Origin of the sequence: Bacillus sp. EKM501B, from assembly GCF_011800505.1 — a bacterium.
GTDB lineage: Bacteria > Bacillota > Bacilli > Bacillales > Bacillaceae_G > Bacillus_A > Bacillus_A cereus.
Genome location: NZ_JAALFZ010000004.1, coordinates 253,332 through 273,924, shown reverse-complemented (window position 1 = coordinate 273,924; position 20,593 = coordinate 253,332). Strand labels below are relative to the sequence as shown.

The window sequence follows — 20,593 nt, the reverse complement described above, 5'->3', positions numbered from 1 at the left end:
AAAGTCTTGGGGGTGGGATTTTTTTATTGTTTTAAAACAATTTTGAAAGCGGGGGCCAAAAATGAAAAACTTTCTTAAAGATTGGAAATATCCTTTATTACTACTGTCCGGTGTTGGTATTGCGAATTTAGGGGCATGGATTTACTTAATAGCACTGAATGTACTTGTCTATAATATGGGTGGCTCAGCCTTAGCTGTTGCTGCTTTATATGTAATAAAACCATTAGCCACTTTATTTACAAACGCTTGGTCTGGGAGTATGATTGATCGTTTAAATAAACGGAAGTTAATGATTCACCTCGATATATATCGTGCGTTATTTATCGCTATTTTACCTTTACTTCCGTCACTTTGGATTGTTTATGTATTTGTATTCTTTATAAGTATGGCCAGTGCAATTTATGAGCCAACTGCTATGACGTATATGACGAAATTAATTCCAGTAGAACAAAGACAACGTTTCAACTCATTACGTAGTTTAATAGGATCTGGTGCATTTTTAATTGGTCCAGCGATAGCAGGGGTTTTATTAATTGCGAGTACACCAGAGATTGCTATATATATAAATGCTATAGCATTTCTCTTATCAGGATTCATTACATTACTTTTACCTAATCTTGATAAGAAAGAAGCTTCGGATACAACAAGTAATACATTATCTCTTACAGTATTAAAAAAAGATTGGAACACTGTTATAAATTTTAGTAGAAAACATGTGTATGTCGTATGCGTGTACTTCTTATTTCAAAGTATGTTCGTATTAGCAACCGCTACTGATTCACTTGAACTATCGTTTGCGAAAGAGGTATTACTACTAACAGATAGTGAATATGGTTTTCTAGTTAGTATAGCTGGTGCAGGATTTATTTTAGGTGCCATAACAAATACAATTTTGTCAAAGAAATTAGCACCTTCACTTCTAATTGGAATAGGATCATTATTTATTGCAATTGGTTATTTAATTTATGCTTTTTCAAATGTATTTTTAATAGCTGCTATTGGATTCTTTATTTTATCTTTTTCAATGGCATATGCAAATACAGGATTTTATACATTTTACCAAAATAATATCCCTGTTCATATGATGGGACGGATCGGGAGTATATATGGACTTGTTATTGCGATAGTAACAATCTTTGTTACAATATTATCTGGTGTTGCGACTCAGTTCATTTCTATACAACTTGTAGTTATTGTAGGTTCATTGATCATGTTATTTATTACTATCGTCTTGTGTGTGTTTACTTTATTCCCATCACAATCTAAGTTGTATTCTACTGAATCAATAAAGTGAAACTTTAATCAGGGAGCATCCCCCCACTGATTATCAGCCCTCACCAATCGAGCTTTTACGGGCAGCAGGGTCCCCACTTAACTTCTTTGCTTTCGCTGAATTTTGAGATGGGGGTCTTACTGTCCACAAATAGCGGGATAAATTCGAAATGAACTTTGTGTTCTCATTAACAATTTATCGTATTTAATAAAAGGGTTCTTTCCCCTTTATATGGAAAAATCAATAAGGGGAAAGAACAATACCGAAAGATAAGGGTGGTTGTCGTGATAAAAACAAAAGATGAAATTGATAAAATTGTAAAAGAAATAAAAAAGAAAATAGATTTCTCTGGAGTAGTTTTAGTAAAAAAAGAAAAAGACTTAGTCTATGAAAAAGCTTTGGGTTACGCAAACCAAAGTGAATGTATAAACAATACGATACAAACAAGATTTGGCATTGCCTCAGGATGTAAAATTTTCACTGCAATTGGCATCTGTCAACTTGTTGAAAAAGGTTTTATTTCTTTTCATACAAAATTAAAAGATTGTCTAGAGATAAAATTTTCAAACTTCGATGAAGATATTACAATACATCAACTACTAACGCATAGCGCTGGTATACCAGATTATTTTGATGAAAGTATTATGGATAACTTCGAAGATCTTTGGAAACAAACACCTATGTATCTATTAAAGAGTTTAAAAGACTTTTTACCATTATTCCAAAAAAGTAATATGATGTTTGCACCTGGAACTAAGTTTCACTACAACAATGCAGGTTTTATCATACTTGGATTAATAATAGAAGAACAGACGGGACTTAAATTTACGGAGTATATAGAAAAGAACATTTTTAATCCGATTGGCATGAATGATTCTGGCTATTTTTCGTTAGATAGATTACCAAGACATACAGCTCTAGGATATATAAAGGACGAAACCAACCAAAATTGGAGAACAAACGCCTACTCTATACCGATAAAAGGAGGAGCTGATGGAGGTGCATATGTTACTGCACCAGACATGCTGAAATTTTGGGCGGCCCTATTTAATAATGAAATTTTAGGAAAGGAATATACAAAATTACTTTTAACTCCTCACATTCAAGTAAATGATAAACAGTCCTACGGCTATGGAATATGGATTGAAACACGAGAAAACAAGGTATTCAAATATCATGTAATGGGATATGATCCAGGCGTCAGTTTTCGCTCGGCTATATATCCAGAATTAGGAATAACTTTAGTTATTACGTCGAATAAAGGGGCAGGACCTGAAAAATTAATGACAGAAATAGAAAGAGCTTTTTAATTATATGGATTTAAAAGAAGAGATACGAAAATAATTTAAACGGGTTCATGATTGTTTCTGTTTTGAAAAATATTTTAGTTAACGAGGAACCCTTTATTTATTAAATAAGGGGTTTTTGTAATTCTGTACAATTATATATAATTATATGGATTTTTAAATTAGAAAACATTACTATATAGTTGTAAATTTTTATTATTAATTCATATGAAAGGATGTGTTAACAATTTGTATATGATTAACGGTAGTGTGTTTATTATTTTAGGAGTTATTTGTTATTTAATTGTACGTGGAATATTAATTGGTACCAAAAATACAAAACATGTAATTTGGTGGAAAGAAATAATAAGTTTTTTATTTGTGATCTACATTTGTATGGTTGTTGCAGTAACTTTATTCCCTTTACCAATCGGTTTTCCTTTTAATATTGGAAATCTGAATCGCTCGGTCAATATAATACCATTTGCATCAATTATTAAAGACATCAATCAAATTGGTAGTGCTTATGATGGAGATACCCTATTTATGATTGGTCTAATTGTAAGAAATGTAGGCGGGAATATTTTATTATTAATGCCTTTAGGATTTTTAGCACCAATCCTATGGGATAAATATAAGAAATTCAAAAATACAATTTTATTAGGATTTTCTATATCAGCTAGTATTGAATTGCTACAATTAATTGAGTCTTTATTTAGTGGAGTGGGACGTATTACTGATATTGATGATGTGATCTGTAATGTTATAGGTTCTATTGTTGGATATTGTATTTATATTATCTTTTTAAAAGCTATTAATAAATTTAACATTCGAGTGTTGGGTAAAGCTAATTCTAAAGGTGTGGAATTAGTTGATAAATAGGAGTTTAAAAGAGTTATTAAAGGCGTACGAGTAAAAAGTACGTCTTTTTATTTTTATAAATAATGCTTAAGGCTGATGAGAAATCACATTTTCCATCTTACACTTGAAAGTAGCTATGGTATTTCAAGTATGGAATGAAAAGAGGAGAATATAATCTTTAAAGATAAACAAGTTTATAGGAGGATTCTAAATGGATATTTTACTTGTTATTCTTATTATTGTTTTGATGCAAAGTAAAGAACGAAAAGTGAAAATAAACCGTATTTGGCTCATTCCGGCTTTGTTGTGTTTTGTAACAGTTCAATCCATTATTCATATGGGACAAATAACTTTGCTGCAAGGACTACTGTTTGTTGTAATGCTTGGAATTGGCTTATGTCTTGGGATTATACGGGGAAGAGCTTTAACATTTCGATTAGATAGTGAAACAGGTCATGTACTACGAAAAGGAAATTGGATAAGTACAATAATCCTTCTTGTTATTTTAGGAGCAAAAATTATGATTAAACAAAGTATGTTTTCGGGTAGTACGCACCAGACATTAATGGTTGTAACAAATGCCTTTTTATGTATTACATTAGGCACTGTGATTAGTAGACGTTATTATATTTGGAAAAAATATAATGAATTAACACAAAAAGCGTAAATACATTCATCCCTTGTTTAACATTGCTAAGAACGGTAATACTAATTAACATTGAACTTTTACAACAAGGGATGATAATATGATATACATTTACACAGATTTTGGTGGAACACATACTACCTCACTAGCTGCAGCGTATCATTTAAATAAATTACCAACGGATCGCAAGTTAACGAAAGAAGAAATTTTGAATGTAGATTACTTTAATAAATTGAAAACAGAAGATATGGGGAAAATTATTTTTCATGGCATAGATGAACATGGTCATCCTGTATATACGATTGGATGTGGCGCATCAAAAGTTGTTGTACCTGCGATGAAGCATTTAGGAGAAATCTTGCAAAAACATTATCAAAGTCATGAAAAAATTATTTTTTCTAATACATCACCAACCGTACCTTTACCAATGACTTTTGGTGGTCTGTTTTCTAGAAGGTTCCATATCGATTTTATTGGCGTACCGTTACTCGTATGGGGAGCAAAAATTTGCTGTGATAATATACAAAGGCTTGTTAGTTATACAAAAGAAGCTGGCCGATTAACGAATGATTATGTTGTAATTTTAGATAATGAAACTTTTAAATAGTATATGATAACAAGAAAATCGAGCAAATTCCTTGATTTTCTTTTTTATTTGTGAAATAGACAAGAAATAGTCACATTTAATATACATCTACTATAGCCAAAACAATAAAGTCCTGTTACTATTACAGGGATATTCTCTTTTCATAACATAAATATATAGAAAAATTAGAAAAGAGGAATTGAATTAAGGGAGGAACAACATGAAGCGTGTTGCTTGGATTACTGATAGTACAACTGCGAATTTTAAAACAGAAGGAGATAACTTTGTTATCCCAATCGAAGTTATTATTGATGGAATTTCGTACAAAGATTGTGAAGAAGGTGTACGTGAAAGGGTTTATAATGCGTTAAACGAAGGTAAAACAGTCACTACTTCACAACCTAATATTGGGGAAATGGTAGAGTTATTTACGAAATGCAAAGAAGAATATGAAGAAGGATTTGCAGTTGCTATTAGCGGAAAAGTAAGTGGAACCTATCAAAATATGAAGTTAGCTGCAGAAATGGCAGGTTTTCCATTAACGGTATTAGACAGTGAAACAACAAGTTATCCAATGGATGAACTAATTAGAAAAGCGAAATCGTTATACAATGATGGTATGACTTTACAAGATATACACAAAACATTAGTAGATGAAAAAAGAAGACCTTTTCATGTATTCCCAAAGAGTTTAAAAGGTCTATATGCAAGTGGCCGTGTAAAGGGCATGCAATTTTTACTTGGAAGTTTATTAAGTGTTAACTTAATATTAGAAGTAAAAGGTGGAGAGCTTTTACTTGAAAAGAAAGTTCGTAAAATCCAAAAATGTCGAGAATATATTAAAAATGAACTTGAAAAAGAATTACCAAAAGTACTTCACATGTTCCATGCTAACGATAAAGCTGGAGCTGAAGAATGGATTGCAGATATTAGACAAGCATTCCCTGAAATGGATTTCAAATTATATCCATTACCAATTTCATTTGCAGTTCATGCAGGTGAAGGAACAATAGCAATTAGTTATTAAAGAAAAACCCGTGAATAATTCACGGGTTTTTCTTTAATTAAAATTAAATTGGATCCCGGCATATCTCCAGCGAGCTTAGAAATCGATGGTTCCCCTTAACCTAGCAGTAATTGAAAGACTTGTACTATGGAATCTACAAAATATCCGTATTCTTTTCTTTGTACAAACTATAGGTATACTTTGCATTCTCGGATAAGATCTGATCCATGAAAGCTTTGAACATATACAAGACAATCCCCTTTGGATGCTATTTATTATTACTTCGGTCGTATCGGCTTATCTATCCATGAGCATTAGTACAAGGGAGGGTTTATTATTAGGTTTTATCTAAATTTGAAATAAAGTCGCGACGTTTTGCCCCTTTGAATCAGTTTATCTAAAAGGATGTTTTTATAGTGAAAAGAAGATCTGCACTGTAAGGCGAATTAAGGAACTGCTGGGTAGCAATAAAGTTTCTCCACTAAAGGACCCATTTAATGAAATAAGGCTTATGAACAAAATGAATTTCTACCATTCGATTAAATCCCGAAAACTGAGGCTGTACTTAGGCACCATTTTATGGTTAATAAAATAATATCAGGTTGATAATGTTTCCACTTGAATAGATTTTGCTTTTCCACACTTAACATGTCTTTTTTTAGAGTACTAGTATCAGTATGTCCAAGTATGGGGAGGTACTGCAGATATTTTGAAGGTTTGCACCAGAACCTAAAATCTTTTCTTTTATCTTCATAAAATCAATTCTTGATAGGCATGTGATGGGACCCCAATAAGGTTGTTTAAAAGTCGGCTTGGAGATATTTTTAAATATGTTTAACATCCAAACTAAGCCAAGGTAATTAAAAATGAAAGTGTCCTATTAATATTAAAAAAACACCTAATCCCATTCTCTTGCTATATTTTTAGTTAACGCACTTGACTATAACGCAACGTCATAGTGCATAATTTTAACTATATTAAATAAGGAGTGAAAGAAATGAATATAAAATCATTACGGTCAGATAGAATATACCGAAAAATTTTACAAGCTCCAAAAGAGGAAAAGGTTGAGTTATACAGGAAAGAAATGTTGGCTCCGTTTATGGGGAAATGGGAAATTCAATATGTTCCTTTTAAAGCTGAGGAGCCAAATGGTTTTGATGTTATTACATTGAATAATATAATGAGCATTTCTCCTAATCAGATTACAAATGAGATTACACCAGAACTAGAATTGATTTCGTCAGATTCTTTTTGGTCTGAGTGTAAAGAAGCTGTTAGGAAAAGCCTTCATTTATTTAGAGAGTATGATGTGAACCTTCGTGTATCTGATTACGTATTCACGATTCTATTAGGGAATCCCAATAGTCCTTCATTAATGTTAAATGAAGGGTATAGTGGTGATGGAGGTATTCCTGGTTATATTTTGTGTACATTTTTGCCAAATGAATACACAATCCCTCGAATGAAAGCTGCTTTAGCACATGAATGTAATCATAATGTTCGATATCAATTTATTCAGTGGGACCATACTGTTACTTTAGGTGAATTAATTGTTAGTGAAGGTTTAGCAGAAAATTTTGCTACTTCTATTTTTGGGGAAGATCTACTCGGACCTTGGGTATCGAAAACAACTATGGAAATGCTTAATAGACGTATCAAACCCGTGCTCAAGGATCAATTACAATTAACAGGATTTGATAAAATTGCACCGTATCTTTATGGTGATGAATTAGCAAAACTTCAAAACTATATACCAGTCGATATGCCTTATGCTGCTGGTTATGCCTGTGGATACTATTTAATTAAATACTATTTAGAAAAAACAGGTAAAAATATCTTTGAAGCCACAATAACTCCTGCCAATCAAATACTAGATGAAATAAAGGAATTTTGGGATGAAGAAACAATTTTTAACGGTTAAAGATATTGTGCAAATTACAGGCATAACAAAAAGAACCTTACAATACTATGATAAAATAAATTTATTAAAGCCAATTTACTTAACGGAAAATGGTTATCGACTCTATGATAAGAACAGTTTAGCAAGACTTCAAATGATACTATTTTTTAAAGAAATGGACTTTTCTCTAAAGGAAATTGCGGAAGTTTTGAAACTTACAAGAGAAGAACAGCTACAATTATTAAAAAAGCATAACCAAACTTTATTGTTAAAAAAACAACATTTAGAAACAGTTATTACTGCGGTGGATGAGTATGTATCAGGAAAGGATATCTACAATTTAAATATTTTTAATAATTCATCTATTTTGCCATTACAAGAACAATATGCTCATGAAGCGAAATTCATCTATGGAGAAACAGAAAAATACAAAGAATTTGAGGAGAAACTGAAAGAACTCTCTCCTAGTGAAAAAGCGGACTTATTTCACGAATTCGAACAAAAAATGGAAAGGGTGTTTAGAAAAATTGCTTCCTATATTAATCAATCACCTACTTCCGATGAAGTACAGCAATTAATTGTAGAGTGGAAAAGTTATCTCGAACAATCTATTGTATGTGATTCTGAAATGTTGACATGTATTGCAAATACGTATAAATTTGATAATCGATTTAAAAATTATATAAATCAATTTAGTAATGAAGACTTAGCTGAATTTTTATATGACGCTATTATACATTATATCAATCAAAAGAAGTATTAATGTCGTACTTTTATAATAGGGGTCACCTTACATAGCCATTAACTTAAGAACAGAATTAAAAAAGGCTTTCGTTTACCAAAATAAAAGCATTTAAAAAAGGAGTATTTTCTTATAAATGTGCATGATAAATAAGCCCTGGCTAGTTCTAAAAATTATACAGTTTTTTGCCCTCTTAATACAGTATACTCGTAAACAACACCTAAAATATTCTCATATGGGTGAGTTTTTCGTCCGTTTTAGCTAGAAATATGTCCATAAACTGTGTATATAAATCATGGAGGGTAGTTCAAAATCTAGAACCAGGATTTGTATCACAAATAAAGGATATTTTCGGGAAAAATTCACAAACTCCATTGTGAACTGTTTGTTATGTTAGAGTTTCTTTAAGTTCCTTTTATGAAAAACTGTATTTTACAAATACTACAAGTTCATTTAGGGCAAATAATAATGGAAAATCGCCGTTGTATAATCAATTTATTATGAGCATGCAAGGAGGCTTGTTAGGAGTGAAAATAAGCGAACTAGCACGATTGACCAATGTCAGCATACGATCCATCCGGCATTATGACAATAAAGGACTTCTAAACGCCGATAGGTTGGAGAACGATTACCGGGATTTCGACGAATCGGCCATAGAACGAGTCAAAGCGATTCAGTTATACTTGAAGCTTGGATTAACAGCAGATGAGATTAAAGTATTGTTCAAGAGCGAAGCGGCAAATCCTGACGAATATCAATATTGCGAAGAGATGCTGGAAACGTATGAAAAAAAGCTAAGTAATGTGAATTATCAAATCGAAGCACTTCATGGATTAAAGAGATTACTGGAGAGGCAAATCGCTTTAACGATTAGGAAAAAGAGAACTGTTTAATGTAGAAATGGTCCCGAGCATGATAAATTGCTCCGGGGCCATTTTTGTTTGTGTTGACATTGACACTAGTGTAATCCTTTATGATTTACTTAATTTCACCTGAAAGGGGTTTTTTCATTGAAAAGTAATAGCCAAAATGAGAAAAATGGTTCTGAAACTACAAACGCGGTTGGGAACCGAAAATCAGTAACAGTCATAGGGTTAGGGCCGATGGGTCAGGCGATGGCAGACGTTTTTCTGGAATACGGGTACTCGTTGACCGTGTGGAACCGGACTTCAAGTAAAGCAGACCAGCTTGTAGCAAAAGGAGCCATCAGGGTGTCCACGGTCAACGAAGCGTTAGCTGCTAACGAGTTGGTAATCCTTAGCCTTACAGATTACAATGTGATGTACTCTATTCTTGAACCCGTCTCTGAGAACTTATTCGGTAAGGTGCTCGTTAACTTGAGTTCGGATACTCCGGAGAAAGCTCGTAAGGCGGCTAAATGGTTGGAAGACCGTGGAGCCTGGCATATTACTGGAGGGGTGCAAGTTCCACCGTCAGGCATAGGTAAGTCGGAATCTTACACATACTATAGTGGTGATCGAGTGGCCTTCGAGGCTCACAGGGAGACCTTGAAAGTGTTAACAAGTACCGATTACCGGGGCGAGGACCCCGGATTAGCCATGCTATACTATCAGATACAGATGGATATATTCTGGACAGCAATGCTAAGTTACCTACATGCTCTTGCAATCGCTAACGCAAACGACATTACGGCGGAGCAATTCCTACCATACGCTTCGGCGATGATGTCGTCACTCCCGAAATTCGTAGAGTTCTATACCCCGCGTCTCGACGAGGGGGAGCACCCTGGTGACGTGGACAGACTCGCAATGGGCTTGGCGAGCGTTGAGCACGTTGTTCATACTACCCAAGAAGCCGGCATCGACATCGCTTTGCCAGCAACTGTTTTGGAAGTCTTCAGGCGCGGCATGAAGACTGGTCATGCCAGTGATAGCTTCACCAGCCTCATTGAAACCTTCAAAAATTCCGATATTCGTTCATAACAAGAATTACGTGGAAACTGTTTCATTGTACATGTCTTATGAAAATAAATGTATCTTTGAAGCCGAGATGAAATCGGCAAAACGAATCTATACTCGTAGTAACTCCTTATATGTTCAAGGCGGTGTAGAAAACAAAACAATCGAGGTAAAATTTAAGCCACATTTTACTATTCAAATAGAGGTATTCCAGATATAGTAAATAAGAAAACACCTTACATACTATAAGGTGTTTTTACACCAAAGATGCCCATATGGGCGTCTTTGGTACCTCTTAACATGACTTGAATAGCGTTTATTTGAGGTCATTAGGTAGTAAGAGATGGATAGACTATCTTAAACGAAAAATGTTGATTAGTTCTTATTTATTATACATCATTATATATTGATTTAAACATTAAATATTGCATGTTTAAATCAATGCTCAGCAAATCCTAAGCAAATTTACAATTTTTAATGTCAACACTACAAACTTGACATGTTTATTAAGAAAGAGTGAGGATGAGAATTATAACACTTATCCGATATATTCAGGTGATATTAGAATTGGATTTATTTTTAAGGGGGGATGTTTAATGAAACCGGAAATAATTATTAGAAATTTCTTTAAAGAAGTGCGTTCAGGGAGTAATCCGGATTTTTCAAATCGATATATGGCAGATAAAGTATTGGCACATCAAGTTATATCTGAAGAGGAACAAACAGTATACAGATCGCCAAAAGATTATGCTGAGCATGTAAGAGAGATGATAGGAATATATGGAAACTTTTCATTAGAAATTCAAGAATTATTAGTACAAGATAGTAAAGTATATGTACGCTGGAAGCAAGTAGGTACACACATAGGAGAAATAGATGGGTATGAACCTACAGGCCTCCCTATAATTCAAATAGCAAGTGCAGTGTATAGAATAGAAACCGGGAAAATTTCAGAGTATTGGATTCAAATTGATAGATCAGGAATTCAAAATCAATTAGAGTACAATAAGAATATTCAATAAATTATCTTTAAGAATAATAGAAAAAAGCATAAAAACAAGATTTTTAAAACGATTATTTTTGTTACATAAAGGATACAAATCAATGTACTTTTTTACTGAAAGATTCATTCAAATTAATAAAAGAGAGCATGTTTTAATAAATCTTTTAAAATATGCTCTCTTTTATTGTTTCTATGTGTACTGATATCAGTTTGGTGTAACATTATTATATAGTAACAAGAAATATAGGCATCTGTTTATGAACTAAAAAAATAGCAACAATGGTTCATAGGGTTTAAATTCGCTATACGCTAGCTAATAATGAAAATAATAGAATCAATTTGTAATGTGTATTTCGTTTTACACTGTAAATCATTCATATTGAGTAATAGAATTGCAGGAATATATAATAGAATATTCACACTAATATTTATACAGCTACAATCTATTTACATATAAAATTATTAGGATTATATTGACAATGAAAGAAAAAACAATAGATGGAAGGGGATGTTTTTTATGTTTAAAAAAGCAGCACTAGGGATTTCATCGTTAGCAATTACAGCGTTCGTCGGATTAGGAATGGCAACAGAAGCTTCAGCTGGACCAGCAGCACCACTTACTTCACTAAACGTCGTACAAGTAGAGTCTGAGCTAGGCGGGGTAGAAACAATTAATCAGAACAGCTTCAGCACATCGCGTAACCACGGGGGAAAATATTTATATATTACAACGAAAGAAATGGGCTATGGCCAAAACCCATTTGCTAAAATGAATGGTTCTAATGTAAAAAGTATTGATTCCACTATAATTGGGGGAAGACCAATCGTTGGCTGGTATTATAAATGGGATGCTTCTGGACACCAACAAGGAACCTTTGAGTACCAAAAGACATCTATAAATGCACCATTTAATACAATGCGTACATCAATTTATATCCAATAATTTTGAAAGCGTTCGCACATATAGAATAGTAAAAAAGGTACTTCTAGGAGTACCTTTTTTTGATTTGAATCACGTTCATCTATATTTATAATCCCGATTCCACAGCAAGAATGCTTCCCATAAAACAAAATCCTAAATGTCTATAAAATTGTTATGAACGCGTAGTACAAGTCCTCTACAATAAAAGTGCGGAACCTTAAATATTTTAAACTCAATGAAAAAGGAAGAAACTGTAGTACTTACGCCGCAGTTTTTAATTCATACATGAATTCACAGTTTTTAGATATATAGACATAAACGTACTACCTGCTACTCTTTTTTAAATTCAAGATTAAAAAAGGAGTAGCTAAACTTATATAAGCTTAGCTTAATGGGTATGTGGCGGAACCCTAAAATTAATTACATCTTTTTCATAGTATAAATAATTTTGTATAGGGCGATGAAAGGATTTTTTAAAATAATAAAGAAGTATGTATAAACAAATATATAAAATGAAAAAATACTACTTGATTTAGGATCTGGTATTGGATTCTTTTTACGAAATATTTATGAAGAACTACCGGAAGAGTGTTTATATATTGCTGTTGATCGAGATTTGAATAAACTTTTACTTTTAAAAGATGTAATTGAGAGAAGAAATGTGAAAAGAAATATTGTATTTATCTGTGCCGATTTTCTAAACATACCTATTCAGAATTATTCTATTGATATTGTAATTGATCAATCAGGTACAAGTAATTATAGTTTTGAACATGAGGAGTTCTTATTGTGCGAATTAAATTCTCTTTTTAAACACAATAGTTATTTATTAAGTTCGTTTATTTTATTTAATAAATTTAGTATAAATAGCCAAATTGCACCTAGACTCAGAGAGAATTTTACATCTGTAAAAGTAACGAAAGAAATCCAAAATCTACAGTTTCAATCGATTGATGAAAGTACTTCAAATTATTTGAAACAAGGCGGAAAGTACGAGGATTTCTTTGTTCAAGGTGAAGAAATTTATACATATTCATTTTTAGGAAAAAGATGGGGTTAACCTCAACATAAAAAGTCCGGTTATAAAACTGGACTTTTTATGTTGATTTATACTTTTTGTGATTTAAAGAAAAGGAGAATGTTAATCTACATATTTAGCACTCACTGGACAGTCTCTTGTCGGTGTATGTCTAGTAAGAGAAAAGATAGCCAAACCTAAAGATAATAAAACTAAAGATCCACCAACCCAGGCCATATTGGCGACATTATGTACTTGTTTTAAAGCTATACCTCCAACTGCAGAGCCGAGTGAAATTCCTATTTGTAGGGCTGAATTATTAAAACTTTGCTGTATATCTGACGTATCCGGGGCAGTTTGGATTAAATAACTTTGTTGAGGTGGTGCAAGCCCCCAACTCAATGCAGCCCAAACTATCATAACAGGAATAAATAGGATAATAGAAACTGCCGTAAACGGTAATATAAATAAGATTAGAGCAAATAGAGTAATAACTATCACAATACTTTTTTGAGCGCCTATTTTATCTGATAATACACCGCCAAACGCTCCTCCACTTACTGCAGCTATACCAAACACTAAATAAAATATGCTAATCCAATAAGGGCTTAGGTGAAACTTATTTTCTAAAAAAGGAGTAAAATAAGCATATAGAGTATAGTGTCCTGCTAACATAAACATGGTAGCTAGATGGGCAGATCCTAGTTTAAGACTACAAACGGCCTTTAATTGGATAGATAAAGGAGTTCGGTTTTCCTCTCCAGGTATTTTATCTAAAAATACTGAAATTAAGATAATAGACCCCAATGATAAAATAGCTATACATAAAAAAATAATTCTCCAGCCAAATGTGTTTGAAATTAATATGCCTAGTGGTACTCCTAGTACAAGTGAAGAGCTAATACCCATATAAATTAATCCTAATGCTTTTGCTCGATAAGCGGGATTAACAATTTTAGCTGCAATTGTTAGGGAAAGTACTACAACTAAAGCAGTACTCATAGCAGTTAAAATTCTTGCTATCATCATAAAAGTAAAGCTCGGACTAAAATAAGTAAGTAGATTACCAATTAGAAAAATGTAAAGTGAAATAATATATAATTTTTTTCTTTCCACTTTACTTGTGAAAATCAATAATACAGGACCTGCTATTGCATAAGTAAAGGCGAAAATTGTAATTAATTGACCAGCGGAACTTAATGAAACATTAAAATCTTTAGCGATGTCTGGCAATATTCCTCCAACGATAAGCTCTACAAGACCTACCGCTATCGTTGCTAAAGCTAATATAAATACTTTGAAATTCATTTTTTGTAATCCCTTCTCGTCATTATTTACCTTAGAACAAAAAAACTCCTGACTACAAACGCTATAATACGCATTTTGTAGTCAGGAGTTTTGGGTTCCTGGTAGAGACCCCCAAGCCATATTCTTGGAGTTATACATGATTCTCATATGTAATTAATCAATGTAATAGAAGATACCATATTACTTTTTAGATTTCAATAAAAAATTAGCATTTGTACATGTGATCTTATTAATTATTTTATTTTTTATCGTTGTAGGATGCACTAATATCTTCAGTTGATGTGCACGGGGTTAACCCCATCTTTTTTCATTTCTTTGTAGTAATTTTTAAACATAGTGTATTGATATTGGGTTAACCCGAGAATTTACACTTTATGTAATACAAAGAAAAGTGAGGGGAAAGTGATGGGAAGTTTACGATTACATATAGAAAATAAAAAAAGAAACCAAGAACTAAGAAATATTTGTTTATATTCAATTGCAAAAACAGTATCACTATTCGGTAGCTCTATTTATAGTTTTGCATTAGGATTGTATGTTTTACAAATAACCGGATCTGCGTTAAATTTTGCGATTACGCTCATATTAGGAACGATTCCAATGATTGTTATGAATCCATTTGCCGGTGTCATTGCTGATAAGGTTGATAAAAAGAAACTCGTCGTTTGCATGGATGTATTAAGCGGGTGCTTATTAATAACTGTTTATATATTAAGCAACTATTATGGATTAAACTTATTCATTATTTATACTACTACCCTTCTTATGACAGTATTTACAACGTTTTTTGGAATAGGATTAGAGGCCGTAAAACCGAATATGGTTACTAAAGAACGGTTAATGAGTATTAATTCTATAAGTAAAATTATCGATTCTATATCTTTAATTTTAGGGCCTATGTTAGGGGGCATTGTTTTTGCAATCTTGGATATAAAAACTTTTATCATTATTAACGGTATTTCATTTATCCTTTCGGCTATATCCATATTGTTTATAAACTTTAAATTGTGCGAGCAAAACATAAATGAGGAATGTTCAATTAGAGAAATTAATTTTATTGAAGATATAAAGGAGGGATACTCTTACTTATTGGAGCGGAAAAGCTTAAAAAATACTTTTAGTATTTTAATTTCACTTAATTTCTTTTTAGGCTTTGCTGTAACCGTTCCGTTGCCATACATTATTAACACAGTTCTCAATCTTAATTCTAAGCAATTTGGTATGATTCAAGGGACTTTTCCGATAGGTATGATAGTTGGTGCAATATTAGTAAAAAAGATAACTGATTGTTTTTCTTATTCTTATCTATTGAAAAAAATAAGTTTTATGTTGGCAATTTTTATGATAGTTTCAGGAATACCTGTTTTATTTAAACCTATTGTAGTAAATAATTTGGTATATGTTACTACGTATTGCATGATTATGTTCTTTTTAGGATTTATGATAGCACAAATTGATATTCCTTTAATGTATTTCATGCAAAATGAGATTCCTGAAGAATATAGAGGAAGAGTTCTTAGTATTGGATTAAGCTTAGGTAAAATAATGCAGCCAATAGCACTTGCAATATCAGGACTGTTATTAAATTTCATTCCAGCCTACACGCTTCCCATTGCAGGAGGGATTGTATTTTTTACTTTGAATAAAATTTTAGCAAATAAGTTAAATTTAGAAATTCATTCAAAAGATTATAGTGTTTAACGTAACTTAAAAAGCGCAGGATCAGCATCCTGCGCTTTTCTATCGTAATTCAGCTGTTTTTCTAATAACAATCTTATCAATATCATCTTCTTCATCACCAATAAATAACCCGCGCTCTTTTAAATACGCTTCAAAATATAAATCTGCTTCTGCACGTTCATCATACGGTTTTACAGATAAAACGAAACCTAATTTGTTTTGTTCTTCTAAATGAGAAGTGGAGATGTAAGCCGGTACATTGTGGCGTAAAAAGAGTTCTTTAACCGGAATAATCATATCTTTCATTAATTTCGTTAACATACCCATTTCAAACTCGAAATTAAAGCGATCTATACTACATAAATCAGCGAATACTACACCAATAAAACCTGTATTAAATACTTCTTGATATTCTACTTCTTCATCATTACCGTAAAAATTCTTTTCGATTAAATAATTTACAAAATAAGCAATACCATCACTTTGTTCAAATGGTTTCGTTGAAAGAACAAAGCCGATTTTCTTTTGTTTATGTAAATACACACATGACATGTATGCTGAAATGTTATGTTCTTTAAATAGAGAACTTGTTGCCCCAGAGAGGCCATCAAGTACGTGATGAACAATTTGAAGTTTTTTACGAGCGAAATAATAGGATTTCTTTTGTAACTCCAATGTATCAATAAAGACAGAGCCGATAAAGCCTGTATTTGAAATGATAGGTGTTTGCTTTTTTCTTCCTCTGCGCTTTGCTTGAGCCATTGTAAAAATCATCCCTTCATGTACAATTAAAATAAAAAGAACGTTTGTTCGTATATTTATATTTTACTATTAAAACGCTATAAAGTAAAGGGTTTTTGACGAAAAAAACAACAAAAAAGACACCTGTAAAGGGTGCCTTAAACGCTGTAGGGAAGAGGGTTCATCCCTACAATTTATATTATGATACAGAAACAATCTCTTCTGTATCTTCTACATCTAAATGACAGTCCATAGTACGAACATCTTGATCTTCATGACTTCCGAAATAAATAGTAATTTTCATATGTATCGCTCCTTTATTCTAGGAATACCTAAAATAATTACTAGTAATGTTAATATTTATTATATACCACTTTTTTCATTCCGACAACGTTATATCATTTTTAATTCTTTCAGAGCGTATAGAGTGATTTATAGAGATATTTTTATAGAAATAGTTACATTTCGTATATGTTATATTTAATACTGAACGATTTGAATACGAATTTTTATGAAAGGAGAAAAAAGAATGAATTATAAACAGTTATTAATAGATAACTTCACATATAAAACGTCATATATTGCGCGTCATGTACATGGAATGAATGTAAAAGAAACGAAGGACTACATTGCTGTAGATTGTGGTTTACCTGCAGATACATTTAATATCATTACTTTACTAAACAATGATGTAACGGAAGACATTGAGAAATTATATAAAGTGATAAACAACTATAATAAAAAGAAGTTTCCAATGTGTGTTTGGTTTTGGGATAATAGCTATGAACAGGCTATAAAAAACGAATTAATAAAACTTGGCTTAAAAGAAGCAGAACAAAATATTGCGATGGTAGCAGACTTAAAGACAATTCAACCAACAATAAAAATGCCAGAAGGTTTTACGATACAAAGAGCATCTTCGTTAGGACAAATTAAAAAGTTTGGGGAAACGTTAGCTAATCTATTTGGTACATCAGAGGAAGGTATACATGTGCAAACATTTTATAATGAAACTGCTTCTTTCGATTTATGGAATAGTGAAAATATGAAACTATATTTAGGGATTTTTAAAGATGAAGTCGTATCTGTTGGTTCATTAGTATGTACAAAAGATAGTATTGGTATTTATGATATAGCAACTAAAGAAAAAATGCGAGGGCAAGGATTTGGCTCCACTATGTTTAATTACTTGCTGCAAGAAGCAAAACAATTGAAAGTTGCTCAATGCGTATTACAAGCTTCACCTGATGGGATTAATATTTATAAAAAGGCTGGTTTTCAATCTGTTGGACAAATGACTGTATTTGAAAATCGACATTTAATTGAATAAATTATTCGATCCAAATTGCTTTCATGTAGGAGTTAATACATCATTATGAAAAAGATATATATCATTACAATCATTTGCACCATTATATTACTAGGTACTTTCGTTTTACATAAAGTAGATGAACGTAAGTACACGAAAGCTATTAATCAAGCAAATCATATAAAAAACATTGCACATAGAGGCGCTTCTGCGTATGCGCCGGAACATACAATAGCAGCGTATAAATTAGGACAACAATTAAAAGGAGATTATATAGAAATTGATCTTCAAATGACAAAAGACGGACATTTAGTAGCTATGCATGATGAAACAGTAAACCGCACTACAAATGGTACGGGTCTAGTTAAGGAACATACATTAGAAGAAATAAAGAAACTTAATGCAGGTTCTTTTTTCAATGAAAAGCATCCAAGTTTAGCAAAGAAAGACTTTGAAGATGCTAAAGTCCCAACACTAGAAGAAATTATTGAAACGTTCGGGAATGGTGCAAACTATTATATTGAAACAAAATCACCAGATGAATACGCTGGTATGGAAGAGAAGCTATTAGAAATTATAAAGCACTACGAAATAAGTGATAACGTTATTATTCAATCATTTAGTGAAGAAAGTCTGCAAAAAATTCATAGTTTAGATGTTACTTTACCGCTAGTACAATTACTACCTTACAAAAAGGCAGTTCAATTAACTGAATTAGAGATAAAAAAGTATAAAACATACTGCATCGGTCTTGGGATGAACTATAAATATATTGATTCCGCTTATGTAAAGAGAATAAAGAAACACGGATTAGAAGTTCATCCATTTACTGTAGATAATGAAAAAGATATGAAAAAGTTACTTTTATGGGGCGTTGATGGGATGTTTACGAATTACCCGGATCGTTTACATTCGTTATTACAATCTTAAACTATAATGGTGTAATTATCACTGAACCAATAAAACAAGTACCCACAAGTATACAAAGATGGTTTTTGGTCCAAATGGTAAGATCATTGAATGCATAAAGCCGATATTGAAATGAAATTTGAAAAAGAATCCAATACTGTTATTGGATTCTTCTTATTTAGCGCTAAGTGACTAACTTAAAGCAATACGATCTTGAATTTATAAATAAAATATTACATTGAGTATGATTTTTCATAATAATCATCAGAAAGTAACGAAAATGTAATGAAGTTTAACTACGCTTTTTATATTTTTTTGATACACTGGCTACGAGAGGAATACCGATTAATGTAGGTAAAAACCAAAACCATATAGGCGGCAATAAATTAATTAAGGGAATATGAATACCGACATTTACTAAAAGTGCAGTAACAGCACCGATATAAGAGCCTAACATACCTCTAATATGGTGATGGAGCCAATTTTTCCAACGTTTTTTTCGTGCAAGGTATCCATAAATCGCAAATGAATAAGAGAAGATTGCTACATAAAATAAATATGCGATTTTATCCCAGTTTATAATGGATAATATAATGGCAGTAACGGTGATAACGACATAGGATGCGTGATATATTTCACCCCATTCCGTATGTTTACCTTTCTTCTTTTGAGCAACCATCGCTATTATCCCAGTTATTAAACATATCGTTCCAAATAATATGTGGATGGTTAAAAGAATGTTGAAAATGCTCATCATAATTCCTCCCTTTTTATTTTTATAGTATTGCAGCATAGGAGAAAAGTTGAAACATATTGTTTATTCACTTTAATATATTGAAGTAAAGGTACTTCAAGAACAAGTTTAAACGGACAAATTTTTCTTGAGTTTAGTGAGACACGTATTACGTGAAATGAAGGAGAGACTTCCATGTTTACATCTATTACATATTTACAATCGGGCAATGACAAGCAACAAAAAATATATGATGTTTTGAATAGCCTAAACATAATGGAGGATTTAGCTTTATATAATCCCGTTCTTTGCGGGACAATCCCGATAAGAATTGATACTCCTCAATCTGACTTAGATATTGTAATGGAAGTATATAACTTTGATGTTTGTGAGCAAGAAATGAGATCTTTATATGGTTCTTATAGAGGGTTCAACATAAAAAAGAAAAAAATGAAAGGTACTGAATCGATAAAGGTGAATTTTGAATTCGAAGGTTTTGAATTTGAATTATTTGCTCAATCTAAGCCAGTGCGTAATCAAAATGCATATAGACATATGATAGTGGAGCACATGTTATTAATGCAGCATCCTCATATAAGGGAAGAAGTTATTCACTTAAAGGAACAAGGTTTAAAAACAGAACCTGCTTTTGCTCAAGTATTAAATATTGACGGAGATCCTTATGAAGAACTTATTTTATTAGGGCAGGAAATGAAATTGTGGTAAATAAAATACGTAAAAAAATCCT

Annotated in this window: 19 protein-coding genes, 4 pseudogenes and 1 riboswitch; of the genes and pseudogenes, 19 read left to right on the top strand and 4 right to left on the bottom strand. The window is 32.1% G+C overall.

The features are described from left to right. Positions 1-61 precede the first annotated feature (61 nt). The 7 genes and pseudogenes from HFD78_RS12385 to HFD78_RS12360 all read left to right on the top strand — a co-directional run bounded on the left by HFD78_RS12385 (position 62) and on the right by HFD78_RS12360 (position 5,679). The gene (locus tag HFD78_RS12385; RefSeq protein ID WP_000787867.1) at positions 62-1,294 is read left to right on the top strand and encodes an MFS transporter; all 1,233 of its coding nucleotides are present in this window, start codon (positions 62-64) and stop codon (positions 1,292-1,294) included. 263 nt (positions 1,295-1,557) lie between these two features. Then, positions 1,558-2,583: a serine hydrolase domain-containing protein gene (locus HFD78_RS12380; protein WP_000598044.1), complete on the top strand. Its 1,026-nt coding sequence runs from the start codon at positions 1,558-1,560 to the stop codon at positions 2,581-2,583. Between the two features lie 13 nt (positions 2,584-2,596). After that, positions 2,597-2,665: pseudogene (locus tag HFD78_RS29925) on the top strand (GNAT family N-acetyltransferase); the annotation flags it as partial. Positions 2,666-2,808: 143 nt separating this feature from the next. After that, positions 2,809-3,441, top strand: a complete 633-nt coding sequence (locus HFD78_RS12375) for a VanZ family protein (protein ID WP_000281850.1) — start codon at positions 2,809-2,811, stop codon at positions 3,439-3,441. Positions 3,442-3,631: 190 nt separating this feature from the next. Then, entirely contained in the window at positions 3,632-4,087 is a 456-nt protein-coding gene (locus HFD78_RS12370) for a CcdC protein domain-containing protein (RefSeq protein WP_000353705.1), read from the top strand. Positions 4,088-4,166: 79 nt separating this feature from the next. Further along, positions 4,167-4,673 (top strand): DUF3189 family protein, encoded by a 507-nt coding sequence (locus tag HFD78_RS12365; protein ID WP_000639421.1) that lies wholly within the window; start codon positions 4,167-4,169, stop codon positions 4,671-4,673. A gap of 199 nt (positions 4,674-4,872) precedes the next feature. Continuing rightward, positions 4,873-5,679, top strand: coding sequence for a DegV family protein (locus tag HFD78_RS12360; protein ID WP_000831921.1), 807 nt, complete (start codon positions 4,873-4,875; stop codon positions 5,677-5,679). Between the two features lie 513 nt (positions 5,680-6,192). Here HFD78_RS12360 and HFD78_RS12355 read toward each other — a convergent pair. Continuing rightward, positions 6,193-6,299: pseudogene (locus HFD78_RS12355) on the bottom strand (IS6 family transposase); the annotation flags it as partial. A 356-nt stretch (positions 6,300-6,655) separates the two neighbouring features. Here HFD78_RS12355 and HFD78_RS12350 point away from each other — a divergent pair. The 8 genes and pseudogenes from HFD78_RS12350 to HFD78_RS12320 form a co-directional block, all read left to right on the top strand. After that, positions 6,656-7,582: a DUF2268 domain-containing putative Zn-dependent protease gene (locus HFD78_RS12350; protein ID WP_001022649.1), complete on the top strand. Its 927-nt coding sequence runs from the start codon at positions 6,656-6,658 to the stop codon at positions 7,580-7,582. Further along, positions 7,557-8,324 (top strand): MerR family transcriptional regulator, encoded by a 768-nt coding sequence (locus tag HFD78_RS12345; RefSeq protein ID WP_000743883.1) that lies wholly within the window; start codon positions 7,557-7,559, stop codon positions 8,322-8,324. The genes HFD78_RS12350 and HFD78_RS12345 overlap by 26 nt, the downstream gene beginning before the upstream one ends. 506 nt (positions 8,325-8,830) lie before the next feature. Then, positions 8,831-9,196, top strand: coding sequence for a MerR family transcriptional regulator (locus HFD78_RS12340; RefSeq protein WP_000703056.1), 366 nt, complete (start codon positions 8,831-8,833; stop codon positions 9,194-9,196). Positions 9,197-9,313: 117 nt separating this feature from the next. Then, a complete protein-coding gene (locus HFD78_RS12335) occupies positions 9,314-10,246 on the top strand; it encodes an NAD(P)-dependent oxidoreductase (protein ID WP_098204901.1) in 933 nt (310 codons plus the stop codon). Positions 10,247-10,253: 7 nt separating this feature from the next. Continuing rightward, positions 10,254-10,442: pseudogene (locus HFD78_RS29920) on the top strand (hypothetical protein); the annotation flags it as partial. A 376-nt stretch (positions 10,443-10,818) separates the two neighbouring features. Further along, the gene (locus HFD78_RS12330) at positions 10,819-11,244 is read left to right on the top strand and encodes an ester cyclase (protein ID WP_098204900.1); all 426 of its coding nucleotides are present in this window, start codon (positions 10,819-10,821) and stop codon (positions 11,242-11,244) included. A 498-nt stretch (positions 11,245-11,742) separates the two neighbouring features. Continuing rightward, positions 11,743-12,168 (top strand): DUF4879 domain-containing protein, encoded by a 426-nt coding sequence (locus HFD78_RS12325; RefSeq protein ID WP_000472916.1) that lies wholly within the window; start codon positions 11,743-11,745, stop codon positions 12,166-12,168. A 490-nt stretch (positions 12,169-12,658) separates the two neighbouring features. Beyond that, positions 12,659-13,207: pseudogene (locus tag HFD78_RS12320) on the top strand (class I SAM-dependent methyltransferase); the annotation flags it as partial. An 81-nt stretch (positions 13,208-13,288) separates the two neighbouring features. On the opposite strand, the gene HFD78_RS12315 reads toward HFD78_RS12320, so the two are convergent. Next, the gene (locus tag HFD78_RS12315; RefSeq protein WP_001009826.1) at positions 13,289-14,473 is read right to left on the bottom strand and encodes an MFS transporter; all 1,185 of its coding nucleotides are present in this window, start codon (positions 14,471-14,473) and stop codon (positions 13,289-13,291) included. Between the two features lie 58 nt (positions 14,474-14,531). Continuing rightward, a riboswitch (purine riboswitch) is annotated at positions 14,532-14,631 on the bottom strand. Between the two features lie 247 nt (positions 14,632-14,878). Between HFD78_RS12315 and HFD78_RS12310 the strand changes: the two genes are divergently transcribed. Further along, a complete protein-coding gene (locus HFD78_RS12310) occupies positions 14,879-16,174 on the top strand; it encodes an MFS transporter (RefSeq protein ID WP_000535170.1) in 1,296 nt (431 codons plus the stop codon). 39 nt (positions 16,175-16,213) lie between these two features. Here HFD78_RS12310 and HFD78_RS12305 read toward each other — a convergent pair whose 3' ends face one another. Then, positions 16,214-16,927, bottom strand: coding sequence for a hypothetical protein (locus tag HFD78_RS12305; RefSeq protein WP_002196556.1), 714 nt, complete (start codon positions 16,925-16,927; stop codon positions 16,214-16,216). 496 nt (positions 16,928-17,423) lie between these two features. Between HFD78_RS12305 and HFD78_RS12300 the strand changes: the two genes are divergently transcribed. Next, positions 17,424-18,224, top strand: coding sequence for a GNAT family N-acetyltransferase (locus HFD78_RS12300; protein ID WP_001107075.1), 801 nt, complete (start codon positions 17,424-17,426; stop codon positions 18,222-18,224). A 45-nt stretch (positions 18,225-18,269) separates the two neighbouring features. After that, positions 18,270-19,133, top strand: a complete 864-nt coding sequence (locus HFD78_RS12295; protein WP_000725521.1) for a glycerophosphodiester phosphodiesterase — start codon at positions 18,270-18,272, stop codon at positions 19,131-19,133. A gap of 271 nt (positions 19,134-19,404) precedes the next feature. Here HFD78_RS12295 and HFD78_RS12290 read toward each other — a convergent pair whose 3' ends face one another. Beyond that, positions 19,405-19,866 (bottom strand): DUF2306 domain-containing protein, encoded by a 462-nt coding sequence (locus HFD78_RS12290; RefSeq protein ID WP_000021728.1) that lies wholly within the window; start codon positions 19,864-19,866, stop codon positions 19,405-19,407. A 174-nt stretch (positions 19,867-20,040) separates the two neighbouring features. On the opposite strand from HFD78_RS12290, the gene HFD78_RS12285 reads away from it, so the two are divergent. Further along, entirely contained in the window at positions 20,041-20,571 is a 531-nt protein-coding gene (locus tag HFD78_RS12285) for a DUF4269 domain-containing protein (protein WP_098204898.1), read from the top strand. Positions 20,572-20,593 lie beyond the last annotated feature (22 nt).

Bases quoted from the DNA above. Each gene is read 5' to 3' on its own strand.
- HFD78_RS12385 (WP_000787867.1), top strand. From the start codon at position 62: ATGAAAAACTTTCTTAAAGATTGGAAATATCCTTTATTACTACTGTCC.
- HFD78_RS12370 (WP_000353705.1), top strand. From the start codon at position 3,632: ATGGATATTTTACTTGTTATTCTTATTATTGTTTTGATGCAAAGTAAA.
- HFD78_RS12365 (WP_000639421.1), top strand. From the start codon at position 4,167: ATGATATACATTTACACAGATTTTGGTGGAACACATACTACCTCACTA.
- HFD78_RS12360 (WP_000831921.1), top strand. From the start codon at position 4,873: ATGAAGCGTGTTGCTTGGATTACTGATAGTACAACTGCGAATTTTAAA.
- HFD78_RS12350 (WP_001022649.1), top strand. From the start codon at position 6,656: ATGAATATAAAATCATTACGGTCAGATAGAATATACCGAAAAATTTTA.
- HFD78_RS12345 (WP_000743883.1), top strand. From the start codon at position 7,557: ATGAAGAAACAATTTTTAACGGTTAAAGATATTGTGCAAATTACAGGC.
- HFD78_RS12330 (WP_098204900.1), top strand. From the start codon at position 10,819: ATGAAACCGGAAATAATTATTAGAAATTTCTTTAAAGAAGTGCGTTCA.
- HFD78_RS12325 (WP_000472916.1), top strand. From the start codon at position 11,743: ATGTTTAAAAAAGCAGCACTAGGGATTTCATCGTTAGCAATTACAGCG.
- HFD78_RS12315 (WP_001009826.1), bottom strand. From the start codon at position 14,473: ATGAATTTCAAAGTATTTATATTAGCTTTAGCAACGATAGCGGTAGGT.
- HFD78_RS12310 (WP_000535170.1), top strand. From the start codon at position 14,879: ATGGGAAGTTTACGATTACATATAGAAAATAAAAAAAGAAACCAAGAA.
- HFD78_RS12305 (WP_002196556.1), bottom strand. From the start codon at position 16,927: ATGATTTTTACAATGGCTCAAGCAAAGCGCAGAGGAAGAAAAAAGCAA.
- HFD78_RS12300 (WP_001107075.1), top strand. From the start codon at position 17,424: ATGAATTATAAACAGTTATTAATAGATAACTTCACATATAAAACGTCA.
- HFD78_RS12295 (WP_000725521.1), top strand. From the start codon at position 18,270: ATGAAAAAGATATATATCATTACAATCATTTGCACCATTATATTACTA.
- HFD78_RS12290 (WP_000021728.1), bottom strand. From the start codon at position 19,866: ATGAGCATTTTCAACATTCTTTTAACCATCCACATATTATTTGGAACG.
- HFD78_RS12285 (WP_098204898.1), top strand. From the start codon at position 20,041: ATGTTTACATCTATTACATATTTACAATCGGGCAATGACAAGCAACAA.